Source organism: Pseudomonas sp. HY7a-MNA-CIBAN-0227 (genome assembly GCF_040310325.1).
Classification (GTDB): Bacteria; Pseudomonadota; Gammaproteobacteria; order Pseudomonadales; family Pseudomonadaceae; genus Aquipseudomonas.
The window spans coordinates 124611-142669 of record NZ_JBEOPT010000007.1 but is presented as its reverse complement, the minus strand read 5'-3'; the positions used below and the strand labels follow the sequence as shown (position 1 = coordinate 142669).

Genomic DNA, 18059 nt, shown 5'->3' with positions numbered 1-18059 from the left:
ATGAGGCGCCGCAGGGTGTTGTGAAACACCTCGGATCACCCCCAAGAAGGTGGCTGATAGGGCCTTTGGGTAATATGGTGCAGTGTCACTACTTGCTTTCAACAGCGGCCCCGGTATAAAAAATCCAATTTTTTTTAAAACATCCCTTTCCATGTGGAACCCCTATGGTCGCGAAGAAACCCAGCGCTCCAAACGTTACCAAGACTCGATTGCTGGATGCGACAGAGGCTCTTTTCATCAAATACGGCTATGACGCCGTTTTGTTGCGGCAGATTACCGAGAAGGCGCAAGTCAATCTCGCTGCGGTGAATTACCACTTCGGGGACAAAGACTCCCTTATGAAGACGCTGCTGATGCAGCGCCTGGAACCGCTCAACGAACAACGTTTGCAATTGCTCGACAAATGCGAGGCCGAATCTGATGGCCCGCTCGATTGCGACACCCTGCTCGGCGTGCTGTTCGCCCCGGCCATGGGCCTGGAGCGCAGCGATCCGGCCAGCGGTGAAGGGCGCTCCTTTATTCGTTTCCTGGGCCGGGTCTACAGCGACACTTCGCCGTTTATCCAGGAGTACCTCAAGGTGCACTATCAGCCGGTGTTCCAGCGCTTCTTTGAAGCATTCGCCCTGGCACTGCCGGACCTGCCGCGTAACGAATTGGGGGTGCGCCTGCAATTTGCCCTCAAGGCGATCTCCGGGGTGATGGCCGGGACCGAACTGCGCTTGCTGATGAACTCCATGAGCCTGGGCCGTCCGGCCACCGATGCTGAAGTCATGGCCAAGCTGATCACTCTGGTCTCGGCGGCCATTCGCGTGCCGCAGCAAAGCCCCGAGGCCGAAATGGCCTTGGCGCGGGTGCTTGATACCCAGCGGGCGATCCGCGAGCAGGGGGCGGCTCCCAACGCCAGCAAAGCCGCTCGCTGATGGCCCGCCGGCTCCGCCCGGAGCCGGCCAAGCGGTAGCCAGTCGTGCACTTCATCAACCCCCGCTACCACTCCCCACTCTATCCAAGTAAAACCCAGGCAAAAAAAAGCCCGCTGGGGCGGCGGGCTTGATGTGAAGCATTTGTAACGGATGAGGCTTCACACTACGGCCGTGGATGTGAATAAAGCGTGAAAACTATGTAAGAGAAAGCGTGAGTGTGTGGCGTTTATGTTGAAAGTAACTTTCTCTGGATACGTCATCGTGGTCTACCATTCGTCGCGACTGTCAATTCTGACAGGTAGACGTGCCCATGGGGCGGGTGTTTGATTTCTCTTGGCGCGTGTTCTGTCTACACGCTGTTTAATTTGGAGAGCAATCATGCCGATAAAGCCCGCCGCTCTAAGACCGACTCCCATAACAAAGAAACCTGCCACGGTGAAGAAATCGGATACTCGTGCAGGCTTTAGCATGATTGAAGATTTGGACTCCCCCTACACATCGCCCCAACAGGTCACACCTGTAGATGGCGCGGCATACGGCGTGGGCATTCGCCATCTCGAAGAAGGGCTGGATTACGTCTTAGAGCGTTGGGAAAGTATCAATGTTGGGGACACGTATCGGATACGGATGAACGGCATTGTCATGGCCGAGGATACGGTGAAGCCTGGAGACGTTGCCAACCAGCGATTTTTCTTGAATATCCCTCGAACCACGGTGCCGTTGGGCTTTATACCGGATGTATACGGTGAGGTTGAAAGGGTCGGCAGCACTCAACTCAGCACTTCGCCACTTCAAGTCGTGTTTATCAAGGATACGCGGCCAGGCGGTGCTGACGACCGGCCCCATGAAAATTGGCACTCCAAACTGGTTTTGACTCTATCGGATACCTTCATTGACGCTGTCGTCGCTGCAAGGGGTGTCAAGGCAACGATCAAGAAATGGGAGAACATGCGAGTTAACGACCTGGTGATGTTCTATTGGGGAGAACATCGTTATGACGTCCCGCCGATTACCCCCGACCAGGTGGACCTGGACCTGGAGTTCGTGATTGATCCCGATTTTATCGCACTGGCGGGCAGCGGCCATTTTGTCGTGCAGTTCTACCTGTATGACGAGGTGCGTAATCGCTCGGGTGAACTGCAGCCCTGGTGCAAGCCAGTACCTGTAGAAGTGGACCTGGATCTGGAGCTGCTTGAAGAGCCGTATGTCGTCGAGGCTGACGAGGACACAATGGTACTGGACGCCGATGCACTTGGCAGAGAGCCTGCGCATGCCGAGGTGAATGTTGCGCGCAACAGTCCTCACTTCAGGGTGGGGGACTTCATTTTGCTCACGGTGCACGGCACGACCGTTGATGGAGCGTTCGTCAGTGAATCCATGTTGCAGCGGGTCGATAGAATTCCTCAGTATTACGAATTCCCGATCAGGAACGAGCTGGTCAGGTCCCTCATTCAGAGCACCATGACGGTCTCTTATGTTCGGCAAAGGGTCGGCGAGGATGACCTGCCCTCAAGGAATACCACGATTACGATCGCCGGTATTCGTTATGCATTGCCTCGGCCCTCGGTCAGAGAGGCCCATGGTCCATTCATTGAGCCGGACCTTGTGCGCATTACTGCGCAGATGCCTGATTACCAGCCGCCAGGCAGTCCTGGCGATAACCTGGAGGTCACCATCCAGGGGTATCGCCAGGACAATTCCATAGAGCGGGTTTCGTCTTCGCGGCTCGCAGGGATACATATACGAACCCGAGATTTTCCGAATGCCGATTACATGCGTTTCGAGGGCTTGCGTGACACCAATGTGCATTATGTCGTCACGGGTGCCATCGGTGCACGAGAGTCAGAACGATTGTGGGTGCAAATCGGCCGTCCACCTCGGGACTTGCCGGCGCCGATTATCCTTGATGCGATTAACGGCAATGTTGATCCCGCTACCATTGGCAGTGTGGGCACCCTTGAGTTGCGTACGGATTTCAAAATGGGTGATCTGGTCATCGTCAAATACACAGGCTCGCTTAGTGGTGAGCAGCAGTTTGAATACACCTTGTACCTGAACCACAATCCGCTGGTTTTGGATATCCCGAGGCAACTGTTTCTTGACAACCTGGACGGCACGCTCACGGTCAGTTACCTGATTGATCGCTTCGGAGTTACTCAATACTCCGATGAGCTGCGTGTGACCGTCGGGACCGCATTGGGCGAGCTGTTTTTGCCTGAGGTACTGCAAGCCACCACCGAACCTGATGAGCTTGACCCCGCGCTCACTTGGCCGGGCGGTGCGACGGTGCGGATCAAGTACGAACACATCAAGGCTGGCGATAAAGTCCAGGTTTGCTGGAAAGGACTTCCTGGTATAGGCACCCATTATGAGGTCAAGGAGAACCAGGTCGGCGGCCATATCGACTTCACGATCCCGACCGAGGCAATTGGCTTTAACATCCACCCCGATGGCCGTGATATCCATGTTTCCTTTCAGGTGATCCGCAACGGTTATCCGACCCCGTCGCCCGTGCTGACCCTACGCTTGCTGACATTGCACAACCTTCCTGGCCCATTGATCGACAGTATCGGCGACAACGCGGTGCTGGAAATTCCATTGCTCGAAGACTTCGACGAAACTCGCGTGCCGGCCTGGATGTACGCGCACCTGGGCCAGCGCATGTGGTTGCGTTATCAAGGTACTCGCAACACCGGGCTTGCATACGACAACTACGTGTATCGGGGCCGCGACGTTGACGATAGCGAGGTGAGCAACGGTATCACCAGCGAGACTCCGGTGCTGGCGTTGCGCAACCTGGAGGAGTGGTCTGAATTGACCATCAGTTTCTGGGTCACATTCGACCACAGCGGCGACCTCAATAATGCGGTGTTGTTTGACGTTCGGCATCACATGATTCAAATGGAGAAAAACACCTACCCGCATCCTCAAATCAAGGACTCCACGCCTGCCACCGGGCCGCAGGTGTCGATTAACCCGCTTGTGGTCGAGAACAAATGCCAGGTTCTGGTGAGTTACCCGAACATGAACGCGGGAGGAACCGACAGAATAACCTTGCACTGGATCTATGCCGACGGCTCCATGCCTGTCATCAGCACCCAGGACGGGCTTGATGGGGGTACGGTGACCTTTAATATCGGTAATGTCATTCTTGGAACCAGCGTAAATAGCACTATCCGCCTGCAGTACACGGTGGAGTTGGGCAGAGGCGGAACTGCGTTTTCCGAAGAGCAGACGGTCATCGTGGGTACCATCGCGTCAGGCAGCTTGTCCATGGCGCTGATCAATAACACGCCTCATGGTGGTTCGCTCAACCCGCCTGCCCTGACCGCAGATGCCATTGTTTCCGCGCAAAAGTGGCGCTTGAGCGTAACAGGGCAACGTGTTTGGCTCAGAGTGACCAGCCCAGGTCTTGTGACCCAGGTTTTGCTGGAAGGGCACCCTATAACTGCCATTCAGCAAGCCAACGGTTTGGCGAACATCCCCTTGCTTCGCTCCTGGTTATTGGGTGTGCCTAACAATGGTAGCGTCACCGTCTCGCTGAAAGTGACATATGACGGGAGTGAGGACGAGTCCCGTGCGATCATTTTCCCCAGTACGGTCTACACCGTGCGGCTCACCAGCCCCTTGGTCTTTAACTCGAATGCGGTGTCCCTCAATGGGCGTACTTATCTGATACCGGGAAACCAGGCTAGCTTGCCGGCGTTTAACTCCGGCAACTCGATTCGACATACAGCATCGGGTGGCACTCTGGGTTACACCTACTCCTCGAACAACACCGGCGTGGCAGTCGTGGACTCCACGGGGTATGTCACTGTAAGAGGCAACGGATCGGCGACGATTACCGTGCGTGACTCTTCTGTGCCGGCGCAAACGAGGAGCTATGTCGTTTATGTCGGCGGCGTCGTGCTGTGTTATGGCTTGGGAGGGGGCACCAAGACCGACATCGACAACAGGGCCAGAAGTCAAGGCGTGCGCCTGGCCTCTCTTAATGAACTGCGTGAGATAAGCGCCGCTTATGGCAATAGTTGGCCAATGGGCAATGGGCTTTATTGGTCCAGCACGTGGTCCCATAATTTTCTGTTTTTCGATTACTGGTACGGGCGGAACATCAATACGGGGGCAGAAGGGACCTTCAAACAGTGGGTGGGTAACCGACTCCTGGGGGTAGGGCTCAGATAACAGCCTTTGCAGGCCATTCACGGGACACCCTATTTAATCGTAGGCTGTCCCGTTTTTTTACAGCGCCTATACCCTCAAATCCTCCACTGCCTCGAACTCTTCACCAATAGCCCCCGCATCCCATCCACATTCGCCGCCAACTGCACCGTCAATAGCCGATACCCATCCAGCGCACTGTGGATGGGTGTCTCCAATGCTGTGTCGGGATCGGGAACCGAACTGGCCCGCTCCAACCGCTCCGTCGCCCCCGATTGCAAGGCCCGCGCCATGCCGATCAATTGCACCCGAATCTGCCGATGCTCAGCCTTGAGGGCTATTTGCATCCGGGCCGTGGCCTGCTCATCCCGAGGGTCCGGCCGGGTGTTGCCGAGGATCTCCAGGGTGCTGATGCACATCCGTAGATGGCGTTGAATAGCATCCAGCTTCGTCATGGAGATCCGCACTTCCTTGGACACCGACGGCATCAGCGAGCGCAGTTTCACCATCGCCGCATTCAAGCGGTTAAGCAGCTTGAGATGATCATCGTCAGTAACCGACTGGCCGCTGATGATCCGGCTGTAGATCGCTGCGCAATCGCGCAAGGCACTGGCCAGGTTATAGCGCCACGAATACACGGCATACAGCGGCAGGGCGAAGGAAAACGCCAGGGCCAGGGAGATGCCGATCAGAATGTCGACCGTGCGCCACAGTCCATCGGCCAGCGGATTATCACCATGGCCGGCGACGATGAACACGGTGATCCCGGACAGCAGAGCGGTGTAGCCGCCCTTGCCGATGGCGTGATAAGAGAAGAAACCGCAGACCACTGACATCAGCAGATAGGTCAGCAGCGGCTGGCCCAGATACGCCTGTTGCGCTACCAGCAACAAACCGACGGTGGCGCCGATCAGCGTGCCATAGGCTCGCTCGACGGCTTTCTTGCCGATGTTGCCGTGGTGCTGCAGGCCGCCGATTACCACCAGCATGGTCACCGAGGCCCATTCGCCATGGGGCAGGTTGAGGCCGGTGGTTAACAGGATCGAAGCCAAAAGCCCCAGTGACACCCGTACCGAATGGATCAGCCTGGCGTGGCGGTAGCGGCGGTAGGGGTCCAGCAGGGGACGCAGCAGGCGGCGGACGAAGTTGGGTAGACGGACGGAGGAAAAGAGCTTCATCGGTTTTGTGGGCGTCTCGAAATCACTGTAGGAGCAAGCTTGCTCGCGAGGATCTTCAACGATAACGCGTGTTGTCTGGATACGCGCGATGTGCTTGAGTCCTTCGCGAGCAAGCTCGCTCCTACAATAGTGGTGTGGTTTCAGAAAATATAATCAGTAGTCAAAAAGCTCGACGCGCGATTATGCAGGATGTCGCTGACCAATTCCTTGTTGCTGTCCTGGAACTTGGTCGCAACCAAGGTACGGATCGAAAACACCCGCAACGCATCATGCACCGATAGCGTGCCTTCGGCTGAGTTCTTGCGGCCGTTGAACGGGAAGGTGTCCGGCCCGCGTTGGCACTGGGCGTTGATATTGATCCGGCCCACCTGGTTGGCGAAGGTGTCCACCAGTCGGCCCACCTCAGTCGGGTCGGTGCCGAAGATACTCAGTTGCTGGCCGAAGTCCGATTCCAGGACGTAGTCGATCACCGTATCCAGATCACGGTAGGGCACGATGGGCACCACCGGGCCGAACTGTTCTTCGTGGTAGATACGCATCGCGGTGTTCACCGGGTACAGCACCGCCGGGTAGAAAAATGAACCGCGACTGGCGCCACCATTGGCATTGACCACACGGGCGCCTTTGGCCTGGGCATCGGCTACCAGCGCATGCAGGTAGTCGACCTTGCCCGGCTCTGGCAACGGGGTCAGCGACACGCCGTCTTCCCAGGGCATACCGGGCTTGAGGCTCAGTAGCTTCTGATTGAATTTCGCGATAAAACTCTCAACCACGTCCTCATGCACAAAGAGGATTTTCAGTGCCGTGCAGCGCTGGCCGTTGAAGGACAGCGAGCCGGTAAGCGCTTCGCTAACGGCGTTATCCAGGTCGACCTGGGGCAAGACGATGCCGGGATTCTTCGCATCCAGGCCCAGCGCCGCGCGCAGGCGGTGAGGGCGCGGGTGCAGCTTCTTCAAGTCGCTGGCGGCCTTGTTGGTGCCGATAAAGGCGAAGATGTCGATCTTGCCGCTGGCCATCAACGCGCTGACGGTTTCCCGGCCGCTGCCGTAGATCACGTTGATCACCCCGGCCGGGAAGCTGTCGCGAAACGCCTCCAGCAACGGACGGATCAGTAGCACGCCGAGCTTGGCCGGCTTGAACACCACGGTGTTGCCCATGATCAGCGCCGGGATCAGCGTGGTGAATGTTTCGTTCAACGGGTAGTTGTAAGGCCCCATGCACAGCGCCACGCCCATAGGCACCCGGCGAATCTGCCCTAGGGTGTCCTGCTCCAGCTCGAAGCGGCTGGAGCGGCGATCGAGTTCCTTGAGGGCGTTGATAGTGTCGGTGATGTAGTCGCAGGTGCGGTCGAACTCTTTCTGCGAGTCCTTGAGGTTTTTGCCGATTTCCCACATCAGTAATTTCACCACCGCATCGCGCTGTTCACGCATACGGCGTAAAAAGGCTTCGACGTGCTGGATGCGTTCCACCACGCGCATGGTCGGCCAACTGCCCTGGCCGCGATCATAGGCGCGCACGGCGGCGTCGAGTGCGGTCAGCGCCGTTTCGGCGTCCAGTAGCGGGGTGCTGCCGATGATCACCGGCGTGTCGCCATCGGGTCCATGCAACTGCACCGGGCTGCGCACCTGGGCCAGGGGGCCGTCCCATACCCGCAACTGGCCGTCCACCAGATAATCACGCTGTTCAATGGGTGCCGCGAGACGGAATTGCTCGGGAATGTCGGCGGCGGCGGGAAACAGATTGGCGAGCAGGTTATCGGTGGACATATCGCTACCCCAGGAGTGGTTGCACAGCGTGGTTAGAGATTCACCCATCAAAGGGCCGAGTTGCAAGGTTTTGAGGTTTTGTCCTGCGCATAGTTGCGCCGCGAGGGGTAAACTGCGCGGCTTTCTTGAAGGAGTTCACATGAGTCACTACCAGCCGGGCATTCTTGCCGCACCGGTGCCTTTGCAGGCACGCCATCTGTTTTTTGCCGTGGAGTCCATTGACGCCGTGCCCGCTGCGCTCGATGCGCTGGTGCAATTGGCTGACGCGACGGTAGTGATGGGTTTCGGTGAGCCGCTGGTAAAAGCCCTCGGTGCCCAGGTTGAAGGGCTACGAGCGTTCCCTCATGTCAGCGGCCCAGGCGCTGAAAACCCGTCGACCCAACAGGCCCTATGGTGCTGGCTGCATGGCGTTGATCGCGGCGAATTGCTGATGCGCAGCCGAGCCTTTGAAAAAGCCCTGGCGCCGGCGTTTCGCCTGGTGCAGATGACTGAAGGCTTTCGCTACAAGACTGGTTTTGACCTGACCGATTACGAAGACGGCACCGAAAACCCCCATGATGACGCCGCCGTCGAAGCGGCTGTGGCCAATGGCGGCGGTAGCTTTGCTGCGATTCAGCAATGGCAGCACGACCTGGATGGCTTCGCCGCGTTGCCGGCCCAGGAGCGCGATCACATCATCGGCCGGCGCCATGGCGACAACGAAGAGTTGGAAGACGCGCCCGAGACTGCCCATGTCAAACGCACCGCGCAGGAAAGCTTTACCCCTGAAGCCTTTGTGGTGCGCCGCTCCATGCCTTGGGCAGAGAACGGCCAGGCCGGCTTGATGTTTTTGGCATTCGGTCATTCCTTCGATGCCTTTGAAGCACAGTTACGCCGCATGAGCGGCCTGGAAGACGGCATCGTCGATGGCTTGTACCGCATCAGCAAGCCGTTGACCGGCGGTTACTACTGGTGCCCGCCGCTCAAGGATGGGCATTTGGACCTGCGCGCAGTATTCCCGTAGAGGCTCTGTGCACGGTCAAGCTTTAGCGAGGCTGCGTTGGGGGCGACTGGGTGCTGGGGGCTGATCCGAGGGCGGCGGTGTGGCTGACGTAGCCTCGCTGGGGCTCGACAACTACGGCAAGGCCTGGCGTTCGTGTCCTTGCCGTTTTTGTTGCAGGTGGCTACCGGCTTTTTGATGACGCCTTGGCCTCGGTGGGCTGAGTCGCCAGTGGTTTGCGCCTGTTGCAGTTTGGTCCCGCTTAACCCGGTATTGGCCCTTGTAAGGCACCGTGGAAGAACGCTAACGTGGCCATCTAAATAATTCTGAATGTTTCAGCTTTATGCCCAGCCTGACCCAACGTAACGCTGACTCCACCTCCCGCCGTGCCGCGCTGACCTTGAGTTTGTGCCTGCCCAGTGACGTATTGCTCTATCTCTTGCTGCCCATGGAGTCCCAGGCGTTCGGCATTACCCTGGCCCAGGCCGGGGTGCTGCTGGCGGCCAACCGGCTGGTGCGGATTTTCGGCTATCGGTATGTGCTCAACTTCTATGCCCTGCGGGGCGATCGCCTGACCTGCATGCTCGCTGCCGGCGCAGCCGCCGTCTGCGCCCTGGGCAATTCATTCTTGAGTGGTTTTGCCGCGTTGCTGGGGCTGCGGCTGATATGGGGCCTGTGTTTTGCCGCGTTGAACCTGTCGACCCAAGTGCTGGCGACTTCTGAGCCCTCTGGAGCATCGCGCCGCGCCGGGCGTTCCCGAGCGTTTATTGCTCTTGGCCCGATGCTGGCCTTGCCGCTTGGCGGCCTGCTGACGTTATGGGCGGGGCCACGTCCGATTTTTCTGATTCTGGCGGTGTGTTGCTTGATTGGCTTGTGGCTTGCTCGTGGCCTACCGACTGCCGGCCATGATTTGCACGGTACCCCAGGCCGCCGTTTCCGGTTGCCGGACAGCGTGGCGGTGTGGTCGTTTATCGAAGGCGTGGCGCTGGACGGGCTGTTTATTTTCGGCCTATCGGTGCAGGCGCAAAAAATCCTCGGCGGTGATGCGGTGTTGATTGCCGGCGCGTTGATGGCGCTGCGGTATGTTTCGGAAATGCTCCTGAGCCCCTTGGGCGGTCGCGCGGCACAGCGCTTTGGTGCCACGGCGATGTTGCTGCTGTTTTCCTTCCTCAGTGCCCTGGCCCTGTGGGCTTTTGGCAGCTATTGGGTGATTGTTGGCGCTGCTGCGGTGCTGGTGCTGCGGGCCCTGCAATTACCTTTGGTGACGACCCTGGTGGCGGAACGCAATCCCGGCGCCCTGCGGGTTTCAGCCCTGGCGTCCAACGCGGTGTGGCGCGACATCGGTGCCGGCCTTGGGCCGTTGCTGGCGGGTTTTCTGTTGCCGGTGGCATCGGCGCCCTGGGTGTTTGGCGTGGCGGGCGCTGCGATTGCCGTCAGTGCGGTGTTCTGCTGGCGCTCACAGGCTGGTTCAAATCTGACGGTCTGAATGCAAACCTCAAGCGTTTTTTACCGCTGCCAGCCACGCCGGGTCCAGGCGTGTTTGCTCGGTCTCGATCCCCAGCGCCTGCATCTTCGCCTTGTGCGCGTCCATTTCCCCCACCAACTGCGCCTGGGCGCTGGAGTTGGCGTCCAGTGCATGCATCTGCGTCAGCCCCAAATGGTAGAAGCGCAGTAGCTTGATCGCCTCCGGATCATTGGCCTGCACCTGTTCGGTGACCTTGTGCATGACGTTGGTCACGCGCATCAGGCTGCGCTTGAGCTGCCAGCCATAGAGTGCCGGTGCCAGCCAGGCGTGTGACCAGAACGGGCCGCGCACCAGCGCCACTGTCAGCAACACCCCGGCCACGACCCCGCCGACATTGAAGCGAAAGTTGTCGCCACCGGGTTCGCCAAACAGCATCACGGCCAGGGTCGACAGCAGCATCGCCAGGAAGACGAATATCACGGCGACGATTAGCGTGCTGCGGCGGGTCTGCTGGCGATAGGTTTGTGGAACGCAGGGTTTGATCTCAAACATCCGGGGTGCAGTCTCCATAAGGGAAGTAGGGGTATGCCACAGCGCGGCATCTTCTCACGCTTCAACGGGCAGGAGGGAAATCAGGTTGAACGATGGCGTGCAGCGGTTTCTCTAAAGTCTGTGTGCAACGGACTTCAAGCGAGGTGGACCATGACCCGGTATCAGCAGCAGCCCGGTACGCAAAATCCCGACGAGCCGATTCTTCCTGGAGAAGTGGAACGTGATAACGACGCCTACCGGCCCAATGACCCGGCCAGGCGTGAGAAGGATGAGGAGCGGGTCGACGAGGACCTGGATAATCTGCATGACAAGGCGCGCCCGCTGTAACCCGGCGCGTGGAGGAGGTGACTATGACCAGTAATTCGAAAACCCCCGATGGCCCGCACTCATCGGAACATTCCAGCGGCGCTGACGAGTTGGGTTTTGACCCCGACTCGCCGGATCTGGCCGACCCTCAGGTTGACCCGGTGGGCCCCGCGATTGCGCCGTTGGACGAAAAAGAAAAGCCCGCCAAGACGCCGGGCTACGACCCTCTTGGCGATCTGAAAACCTGAACACGGCCCCGCCACAGAGCGGGGCTTTACCTAGCGGGTGTTGATACCGATCACAATTGGCAAGCGACCCGGTTCAGGGTATTAGTGATGCCTTCGCCTCGCGCTCAAGGATTGCGCCATGTCCCTGGATTCGCCTCGCCTGACTCACAGTCGTCTGTACCTGCAACGCCTGGGTTATGACACGCCGCCGGCACCGACCCTGCAAACCCTGGCGCAGTTGCAGTTGCGCCATGTCAGCACCTTCGCCTTTGAAACCCTGTCGACCCTGTTGCGTGTGCCAGTGCCCATTGATTTAGCCCGCGTCGAGCAGAAAGTCCTGTTGGATGGGCGCGGTGGCTATTGCTACGAACTGAACCAAATGTTTCTGGCGTTGTTGCAAGAGCTGGGGTTTGACGCCCGTGGCATTACCGGGAGGGTGGTGATAGGTGGCCCACCCGATGCGCTCACCGCCCGGACTCACCGCCTGAGCCTGGTGACTGTGGACGGTGTGCGTTATATCAGTGATGTCGGTTTTGGTGGCATGGTGCCGACCAGCCCGTTGCAATTGGACAGCGAAGCGCCCCAGGCCACCGCACATGAACCCTACCGCCTGACCTTGGAACAGGACAGCTATACCCTGTGGGCCCAGGTCGCCGGGGAGTGGCGCGGGCTCTATGTATTCGACCTGCAGCAGCAGTCGCACATCGACTATGAGGTCGGCAACTGGTACGTCTGCACCCACCCCGACTCACCGTTTATAGGCCAGTTGAAAGTGGCGCTGATCGCTCCGGGTCTGCGCCGTACGTTGAACAATGGCAACTACGCGATTCATTACCTGGACCGCGACAGCGAAAAACGCTCGATCCAGGACGCGGACGAACTGCTGGCGCTGCTGCAGGACAGCTTCGGCATTCGCTTGCCCGAACACCCTCAACTTCGCACAGCCCTTACGCGGTTGCTGACGGCAACTTGAGCTGCTTGTCACCCGCTCAAGCCTGGCCGCTGAAGTCCCCCTTTATGTCCCCCAATACCCTCAACGCGGTGCTGCCCCTGCCTTAGTGTGGATCTGACTTTCCACACCATAAGAGAGAGGGCGGTTATGCGGGTAATAAACCCCTGTCGTATCAGTCTGCTGCTGGCCTTTATCGGCCTGCTGACGGCCTGCGGCGACGAATCGAAACATCCTCCTGAACGCGCCACGGCAGCCAGTGCCATGCCGACCGAGTCAGCCCTGGCCCAGGTCTACGACACCAGTTGCAAGCTGTGCCACGCCAATCCGGCATCCGGCGCACCGCTGACCGGCGACGACCTTGCCTGGCGCCCGCGCATCGCCCAGGGGGCCGACACGCTGCTGGACCACACGATCAACGGCTACAACGGTATGCCGCCCATGGGCCTGTGCATGCAGTGTTCCGAGGAGCAGTTCCTGGCGCTGATCAGTTTCATGTCCGGGCAACAACAATAACAACAACGAGGTAAGCGGCATGGTGATGGACCTATCACGGCGTCAACTGTTGCAGCGCGCGGCGCTGACGGGCGCTTTCATGGCGTTGAGCAGCAACCCGGCGCTCGCGCAACTGGCCCGTGCACCGCGGCTGATTCCCTGGCGTAACTGGTCTGGCGCGCAAAGTTGCCTGCCGCTGGCGCGCCTGGCGCCCAAGGACCTGGACGAGTTGGTGCAGGTGATTCGCCAGGCGCCGGGCAAGGTGCGGCCGGTGGGCTCGGGCCACTCGTTCAGCGCCCTGGTGCCCACCGACGGCACACTGCTGTCCCTGAGCTTTTTCAACGGTTTGCTTGATCACGATGCCGGCAGCCTGCAAGCCATCTTCGGCGCCGGCACGCCGATGTCGCGCATGGGCCCGGCGCTGAAAGAAATCGGCCAGGCCTTGCCGAACATGGCGGATATCGACTACCAGACGCTGGCTGGCGCCATCGCTACCTCGACCCACGGCACAGGCATCGGCTTTACCTCCTATAGCGGCCATATCACCGGCCTGCAACTGGTGACCGCCCAAGGCGAGGTACTGGACTGTGATGCCAATCGACATACCGAGGTGTTCAATGCCGCCAGGGTGTCCCTCGGCGCCCTCGGCGTGGCAACCAAAGTGCGCCTGAAAAACCGCGCACCGTATCGTCTGCGAGAGCGGCAATGGATCGCCAAAACCTGCGATCTGCTGGAGGATGTGGAGAAAAACACCCGGGAAAACCAGCACTGGGAAATGCTGGTGGTGACCCACTCCGATTACGCCTTATCCATCGCCCTCAACGAAACCACCGACCCCGAAACCCCACCGATCGATCCGGCCGAGGAGGGCGGCAACGCGTTTGTGTCGATCATCGAAAAGCTCGACAAATACGGCAGCGATTTCCCCGACGCCCGGCGCACCCTGCTCAACAGCCTGCGCTATTTCGCCAGTTTCCAGGACCGGGTGGCCGAGTCGTATGAGGTCTATGCCAACGTGCGCAATGTGCGTTTCAACGAGATGGAATATTCGGTTCCCGCCGAGCAAGGCCCTGCCTGCCTGCGGGAAATCCTCAAACTGATCAACGACAAGGACCTGCGCACCTGGTTTCCCATCGAGTACCGCTACGTCAAGGCCGACGACATTCCCTTGAGCATGTTTGAAGGGCGCGACAGTTGTTCGATCTCCGTGCACCAGCACTACACCATGGACCATCACAATTTCTTTGCGGCGGTGGAGCCGATCTTCTGGAAGTACGCCGGCAGGCCTCACTGGGGCAAGTTGCACACCCTTAACGCTCGCAACCTGCAAGCGCTGTACCCACGCTGGGAGGAGTTCACCCGTGTACGACAGGCACTGGACCCTAGCGGCAAATTTCTCAATGCACACCTGTCATCCATTCTGGGAGTGGCCTGATGAACCGTAGAAACTTCATGCTCGGTACCGTCGGTGCAGGCGCCTTGCTGGTGGGTGGTGCAGCGTTGTTGCGCCCGAATGATCACGGCGGCCCGTACAGCGAGTATTTCCGCACGCTGAACCAAGAACTCAAGGCCCATGGGCCGATGCGCCCGGTGATGCTGATTGACCTGGACAGCCTGGATCACAATATCGATGTGGTCATGCAGTCGGTTCAGCGGGGTGGCAAACACTTGCGCCTGGTGGAGAAATCTCTGCCGTCGCCGGGTTTGCTGGCCTACATTGCCAAGCGTGCCGGCACCCAGCGGTTGATGTCGTTTCATCAGCCGTTTCTCAATCACGATGCCCTGGTATTTCCTGATGCCGATATCCTGATGGGCAAGCCGTTGCCGGTGCGCTCAGCGCAGTTATTTTATCAAACTCACAAAGGCCCGTTCGAGCCGTCCCGGCAATTGCAGTGGTTGCTGGACACCCCTGAGCGGTTGCAGCAATACCTGGCGCTGGCCCAGGGATTGGGTACGAGGCTGCGGGTCAATATCGAACTGGATGTTGGCCTGCATCGTGGCGGGATCAGTGATGATGCCGTGCTGGGGCAGATGTTGGGACTGATCAGCGCCCATCCGCAGCAGTTGGAGTTTGCCGGTTTCATGGGCTACGACCCGTTTGTCGGCATGGGCGTGCCGGGGATTCTCGGCTCGCCCCAGGCGCTGTTCGACAAGGTCATGCAGCGTTACAACGGCTATGTCGACTACACCCGCCAGCACTTTGCGCCCTTGTGGCGTGACGGCCTGACCCTCAATACCGCCGGCAGTCCGAGTTATCGCATCCACGAACAGGAACGCCTGAGCAGCGAAGTCTCGGTGGGCACCGCGTTGCTCAAGCCGACTCATTACGACTTGCCGTCCTTGAGCGAGCACGTCCCGGCGGCCTACATCGCCACGCCCGTGCTGAAAAGTACCGGTGCGGTGAACATCCCGGCGCTGGATGACAAGTCGAGGCTGTTCTCCTGGTGGGACAGCAACCAGCGCGGCACGTTCTTTATCTATGGCGGCAACTGGATGGCCGAGTTCGAGTCTCCCTCGGGGCTGAAAAGTAACGAGCTGTATGGCCGCAGCTCCAATCAGGAGATGGTCAACGGCTCGCCTGCGGTGGGGTTGGCGGTGGAGGATCACGTGTTTCTGCGGCCGACCCAGACTGAGTGTGTGTTGCTGCAGTTTGGCGATTTACTGGCGGTAAGGGGCGGGAAGATCGTTGAAAGCTGGCCGGTCTACACCTGAGCGACTCGGTCAAAGGCGGGGGTTGGCTTATCGGATCACCGTACTGCTGCGATGGCATCACCTTGGTGTAACTGACAGACCGAGTTGCCTGCATTGCAGGCAAGCCCACATTGACCGTACCCAGTCAAAGCGCAAATGGAATCGTCAGTTTGGCCCACAACATGTCACCTTCCGGCCGGTTCTCCACATCAAACTCCTTGGCCCAGCGCACCTCGGCACTGGCGTACTTGAGAAAGGTGAAATACACCGCCGGGCCAATGGCAAACACCTGGCCCCGCACGCCGTCATCGACGTCCTCGCCAAAGATATTGGTCACCGTGCGCCCGTACTGCTTATCGTCGGTGGTTTGCTTCAGGTAGTAGCCGTTGATGCCCAGGCTCAGGTTGTCGGTCACTTTATAGCTGGCCGAATAATCAAAGTGGAAAATCTGCCCCGAACGGTAATCGGTGTCGTGGTTTTCCTTGTTGAAGCTGTAGGTGGTCTTGATCGACAGTTCGGTGCGCTCGTTGGGCAGCCAGGTCGCGGAAAACAGCGGTTTGTAGGTGTAGAAGTTGTTGCTGGTGTTGGCCAGGCGCGTGGCGTCGTATTCGCCAGTGGGCAGGGTGATCTCCACAGCGGCGGCGAGGGTCAGGTTTTTGCCCATATCCCACAGGATGATCGGCGCCAGTGTGGTGTCACCCATGCTTTCGCGCTGGTCGGACATGCCGAACAGCGCCACTTGTTGCTTTAGGTAAGGCTGCGCGATGTAGCCACCGAGCCGGCCGCCGAATACCCGCAGCGGGCTGAGGTAGTCCAGGCGCGGGATAATTGCGTCGGACTTGATCTTGACGTCAGGCACCTTGCCGCCGAGGGAGCTGATATTGAGTTTTTTGGCTTCGAAGTGGTTGTAGTAGAGGTTGAAGGCGAACATGTGGTCTGGCAGGTTGTTGACGTCCAGCGGCAGGATGTAAAAGCCATCGGTGCCGGTGCCGATGTTGTCCACGCCGCCTTCCGTGGCCAGGGCCGGCAGGCTGATAAGTGCCATCAGGGCAAGGTGCAGAGGGTGAAGCGCACAGGTCGGGTTCATGTATGGGCTCGTTATTATTGTTGGGGGAGCAGACCTTCATGGGCCTTGCCCATAGAAATAAGCCCTTGGCGCCCGGCGGGGCAGGGTATTGGCGGCCAGATAGGGGGACTTTGGCGGACAGCTTTCATGCAGAGTGCGGCGATCCTGGCAAGCGCCTATGATTGTCAGGATGTTTCTAAAACAAGAACCGAGTACTCAGTCGGGAATCGAAGATTCATGCAAAGCAAAGCCGTTGATCCGCACTATGAACTGGCCCTGGTCTCGCCGTTTCTCCTGCAAACCCTGGGGCAAGTCGTCGCGCAAAAGGGTGCCAGTGCCGAGCACCTGTGCCGTGGCCTGGGCTTTACCCTGGGCGACCTGGATGACCCGGCCCAGCGCATTTCCTATCGCCAGGCGGTGGCGATGATCCAGCGGGCGTTGAAGGTGTTGCCGGATCAGGGCCTGGGGCTGTGTGTCGGCAATCAGAATGTGTTGGGCACCCTGGGCCTGCTGGGGCATGTGATTTCCCTGTGCAAGACCCTGCGCGATGCCTTTGCCGTCGGCGAGCGGCACCAGCACACCTCCGGCGGCATCGCCACCTCGCGCATCCATGAAGGAGTGAATGAGGTGTTTGTCGACGTTGAATGCCTGTTGCCCTACGCCGAGGTACAGGTATTTGCCGCTGAAGAGTTCTTCTCCAGCATCATGGTCTATGGCAGGGCGCTGGTGGGGGCTGAGTTTATTCCACTACGGGTGGAGTTCATGCACGCAGCGCCACTGTATGCCGCCGAGTATCCGCGGCTGTTTGGCGCGGATGTACGCTTTGGTTGTCTGCACAACCGTATGGTCCTGGCCAGACATTGGCTGGACGTGCGCCTGCCCAATCACCATGCCCTGGCGTTACGTCAGGCCCTGGAGTTGCTGGAGTTGGAAAGCGCCCAGCTGCATCAAAAGATGGATTTGATCCAGGCGGTGGAGCGGGCGATTTCTCGTGACCTGCAGGGCAGCCAGCTGGAAAAGGTCGCCAGTGACTTGAACATGAGTGGCCGTACCCTGCGTCGGCGCTTGACCGAACACGGGCTGACCTTTGAGACGTTGCTGGAGCAGGTGCGTCGCGCGCGCACCATGGGCCTGCTGGGCAATCCGGGGTTGTCCATCGAGCGCATTACCGAAGAGGTGGGCTACAGCGACGTACGCAGTTTTCGACGAGCGTTCAAACGGTGGACGGGGCTGAGTCCCAGCGCGTTTCGGGGTGAGGGAGGAGGGTTGGCGTAGTGCCGGCCCTGTTTGGGCAAGCAAAGGATAAA

At 59.1% G+C, this 18059-nt stretch carries 15 protein-coding genes; 11 read left to right on the top strand and 4 right to left on the bottom strand.

Annotated elements, in window-relative coordinates:
* Positions 1-164 precede the first annotated feature (164 nt).
* Both AAEZ06_RS14165 and AAEZ06_RS14160 read left to right on the top strand, forming a co-directional pair.
* Entirely contained in the window at positions 165-920 is a 756-nt protein-coding gene (locus AAEZ06_RS14165; RefSeq protein WP_149412674.1) for a TetR/AcrR family transcriptional regulator, read from the top strand.
* Between the two features lie 468 nt (positions 921-1388).
* On the top strand, positions 1389-5102 hold the full coding sequence (locus AAEZ06_RS14160) for an Ig-like domain-containing protein (protein WP_350614870.1): 3714 nt from the start codon (positions 1389-1391) through the stop codon (positions 5100-5102).
* Positions 5103-5176: 74 nt separating this feature from the next.
* On the opposite strand, the gene AAEZ06_RS14155 is transcribed toward AAEZ06_RS14160, so the two are convergent.
* Together AAEZ06_RS14155 and AAEZ06_RS14150 are read right to left on the bottom strand one after the other, a co-directional pair.
* Positions 5177-6256 carry an FUSC family protein gene (locus AAEZ06_RS14155; RefSeq protein WP_149412672.1) on the bottom strand — a complete coding sequence of 360 codons (1080 nt, stop codon included), beginning with the start codon at positions 6254-6256 and terminating at the stop codon, positions 5177-5179.
* A 140-nt stretch (positions 6257-6396) separates the two neighbouring features.
* On the bottom strand, positions 6397-8022 hold the full coding sequence (locus tag AAEZ06_RS14150; RefSeq protein ID WP_149412671.1) for an NADP-dependent glyceraldehyde-3-phosphate dehydrogenase: 1626 nt from the start codon (positions 8020-8022) through the stop codon (positions 6397-6399).
* Positions 8023-8161: 139 nt separating this feature from the next.
* Between AAEZ06_RS14150 and AAEZ06_RS14145 the strand changes: the two genes are divergently transcribed.
* Positions 8162-9025 carry a Dyp-type peroxidase gene (locus tag AAEZ06_RS14145; RefSeq protein ID WP_149412670.1) on the top strand — a complete coding sequence of 288 codons (864 nt, stop codon included), beginning with the start codon at positions 8162-8164 and terminating at the stop codon, positions 9023-9025.
* Positions 9026-9344: 319 nt separating this feature from the next.
* A complete protein-coding gene (locus tag AAEZ06_RS14140; RefSeq protein ID WP_350614867.1) occupies positions 9345-10487 on the top strand; it encodes an MFS transporter in 1143 nt (380 codons plus the stop codon).
* Between the two features lie 9 nt (positions 10488-10496).
* On the opposite strand, the gene AAEZ06_RS14135 is transcribed toward AAEZ06_RS14140, so the two are convergent.
* Positions 10497-11018, bottom strand: coding sequence for a DUF3087 family protein (locus AAEZ06_RS14135; RefSeq protein ID WP_350614865.1), 522 nt, complete (start codon positions 11016-11018; stop codon positions 10497-10499).
* A 150-nt stretch (positions 11019-11168) separates the two neighbouring features.
* On the opposite strand from AAEZ06_RS14135, the gene AAEZ06_RS14130 reads away from it, so the two are divergent.
* The 6 genes from AAEZ06_RS14130 to AAEZ06_RS14105 all read left to right on the top strand — a co-directional run bounded on the left by AAEZ06_RS14130 (position 11169) and on the right by AAEZ06_RS14105 (position 15707).
* Entirely contained in the window at positions 11169-11345 is a 177-nt protein-coding gene (locus tag AAEZ06_RS14130) for a hypothetical protein (RefSeq protein ID WP_178114413.1), read from the top strand.
* Between the two features lie 23 nt (positions 11346-11368).
* The gene (locus AAEZ06_RS14125) at positions 11369-11572 is read left to right on the top strand and encodes a DUF6021 family protein (RefSeq protein WP_149412667.1); all 204 of its coding nucleotides are present in this window, start codon (positions 11369-11371) and stop codon (positions 11570-11572) included.
* Between the two features lie 118 nt (positions 11573-11690).
* On the top strand, positions 11691-12524 hold the full coding sequence (locus AAEZ06_RS14120; RefSeq protein ID WP_149412666.1) for an arylamine N-acetyltransferase family protein: 834 nt from the start codon (positions 11691-11693) through the stop codon (positions 12522-12524).
* 126 nt (positions 12525-12650) lie between these two features.
* Positions 12651-13016 carry a c-type cytochrome gene (locus AAEZ06_RS14115; protein ID WP_350614862.1) on the top strand — a complete coding sequence of 122 codons (366 nt, stop codon included), beginning with the start codon at positions 12651-12653 and terminating at the stop codon, positions 13014-13016.
* An 85-nt stretch (positions 13017-13101) separates the two neighbouring features.
* Positions 13102-14430 carry a D-arabinono-1,4-lactone oxidase gene (locus AAEZ06_RS14110; RefSeq protein ID WP_350614981.1) on the top strand — a complete coding sequence of 443 codons (1329 nt, stop codon included), beginning with the start codon at positions 13102-13104 and terminating at the stop codon, positions 14428-14430.
* Positions 14431-14498: 68 nt separating this feature from the next.
* Positions 14499-15707 carry a DSD1 family PLP-dependent enzyme gene (locus tag AAEZ06_RS14105; protein ID WP_178114419.1) on the top strand — a complete coding sequence of 403 codons (1209 nt, stop codon included), beginning with the start codon at positions 14499-14501 and terminating at the stop codon, positions 15705-15707.
* 124 nt (positions 15708-15831) lie between these two features.
* Here AAEZ06_RS14105 and AAEZ06_RS14100 read toward each other — a convergent pair whose 3' ends face one another.
* Positions 15832-16731, bottom strand: coding sequence for a SphA family protein (locus AAEZ06_RS14100; RefSeq protein WP_350614979.1), 900 nt, complete (start codon positions 16729-16731; stop codon positions 15832-15834).
* Positions 16732-16989: 258 nt separating this feature from the next.
* Here AAEZ06_RS14100 and AAEZ06_RS14095 point away from each other — a divergent pair, with 258 nt between their 5' ends.
* Positions 16990-18027, top strand: coding sequence for an AraC family transcriptional regulator (locus tag AAEZ06_RS14095; protein ID WP_350614860.1), 1038 nt, complete (start codon positions 16990-16992; stop codon positions 18025-18027).
* Positions 18028-18059 lie beyond the last annotated feature (32 nt).

What these genes read in the sequence shown, in the direction of transcription:
- AAEZ06_RS14125 (WP_149412667.1), top strand. Translation starts at nt 11,369, where the DNA reads ATGACCAGTAATTCGAAAACCCCCGATGGCCCGCACTCATCGGAACAT.
- AAEZ06_RS14120 (WP_149412666.1), top strand. Translation starts at nt 11,691, where the DNA reads ATGTCCCTGGATTCGCCTCGCCTGACTCACAGTCGTCTGTACCTGCAA.
- AAEZ06_RS14095 (WP_350614860.1), top strand. Translation starts at nt 16,990, where the DNA reads ATGCAAAGCAAAGCCGTTGATCCGCACTATGAACTGGCCCTGGTCTCG.
- AAEZ06_RS14115 (WP_350614862.1), top strand. Translation starts at nt 12,651, where the DNA reads ATGCGGGTAATAAACCCCTGTCGTATCAGTCTGCTGCTGGCCTTTATC.
- AAEZ06_RS14150 (WP_149412671.1), bottom strand. Translation starts at nt 8,022, where the DNA reads ATGTCCACCGATAACCTGCTCGCCAATCTGTTTCCCGCCGCCGCCGAC.
- AAEZ06_RS14100 (WP_350614979.1), bottom strand. Translation starts at nt 16,731, where the DNA reads ATGGCACTTATCAGCCTGCCGGCCCTGGCCACGGAAGGCGGCGTGGAC.
- AAEZ06_RS14165 (WP_149412674.1), top strand. Translation starts at nt 165, where the DNA reads ATGGTCGCGAAGAAACCCAGCGCTCCAAACGTTACCAAGACTCGATTG.
- AAEZ06_RS14160 (WP_350614870.1), top strand. Translation starts at nt 1,389, where the DNA reads ATGATTGAAGATTTGGACTCCCCCTACACATCGCCCCAACAGGTCACA.
- AAEZ06_RS14155 (WP_149412672.1), bottom strand. Translation starts at nt 6,256, where the DNA reads ATGAAGCTCTTTTCCTCCGTCCGTCTACCCAACTTCGTCCGCCGCCTG.
- AAEZ06_RS14145 (WP_149412670.1), top strand. Translation starts at nt 8,162, where the DNA reads ATGAGTCACTACCAGCCGGGCATTCTTGCCGCACCGGTGCCTTTGCAG.
- AAEZ06_RS14135 (WP_350614865.1), bottom strand. Translation starts at nt 11,018, where the DNA reads ATGTTTGAGATCAAACCCTGCGTTCCACAAACCTATCGCCAGCAGACC.
- AAEZ06_RS14140 (WP_350614867.1), top strand. Translation starts at nt 9,345, where the DNA reads ATGCCCAGCCTGACCCAACGTAACGCTGACTCCACCTCCCGCCGTGCC.
- AAEZ06_RS14130 (WP_178114413.1), top strand. Translation starts at nt 11,169, where the DNA reads ATGACCCGGTATCAGCAGCAGCCCGGTACGCAAAATCCCGACGAGCCG.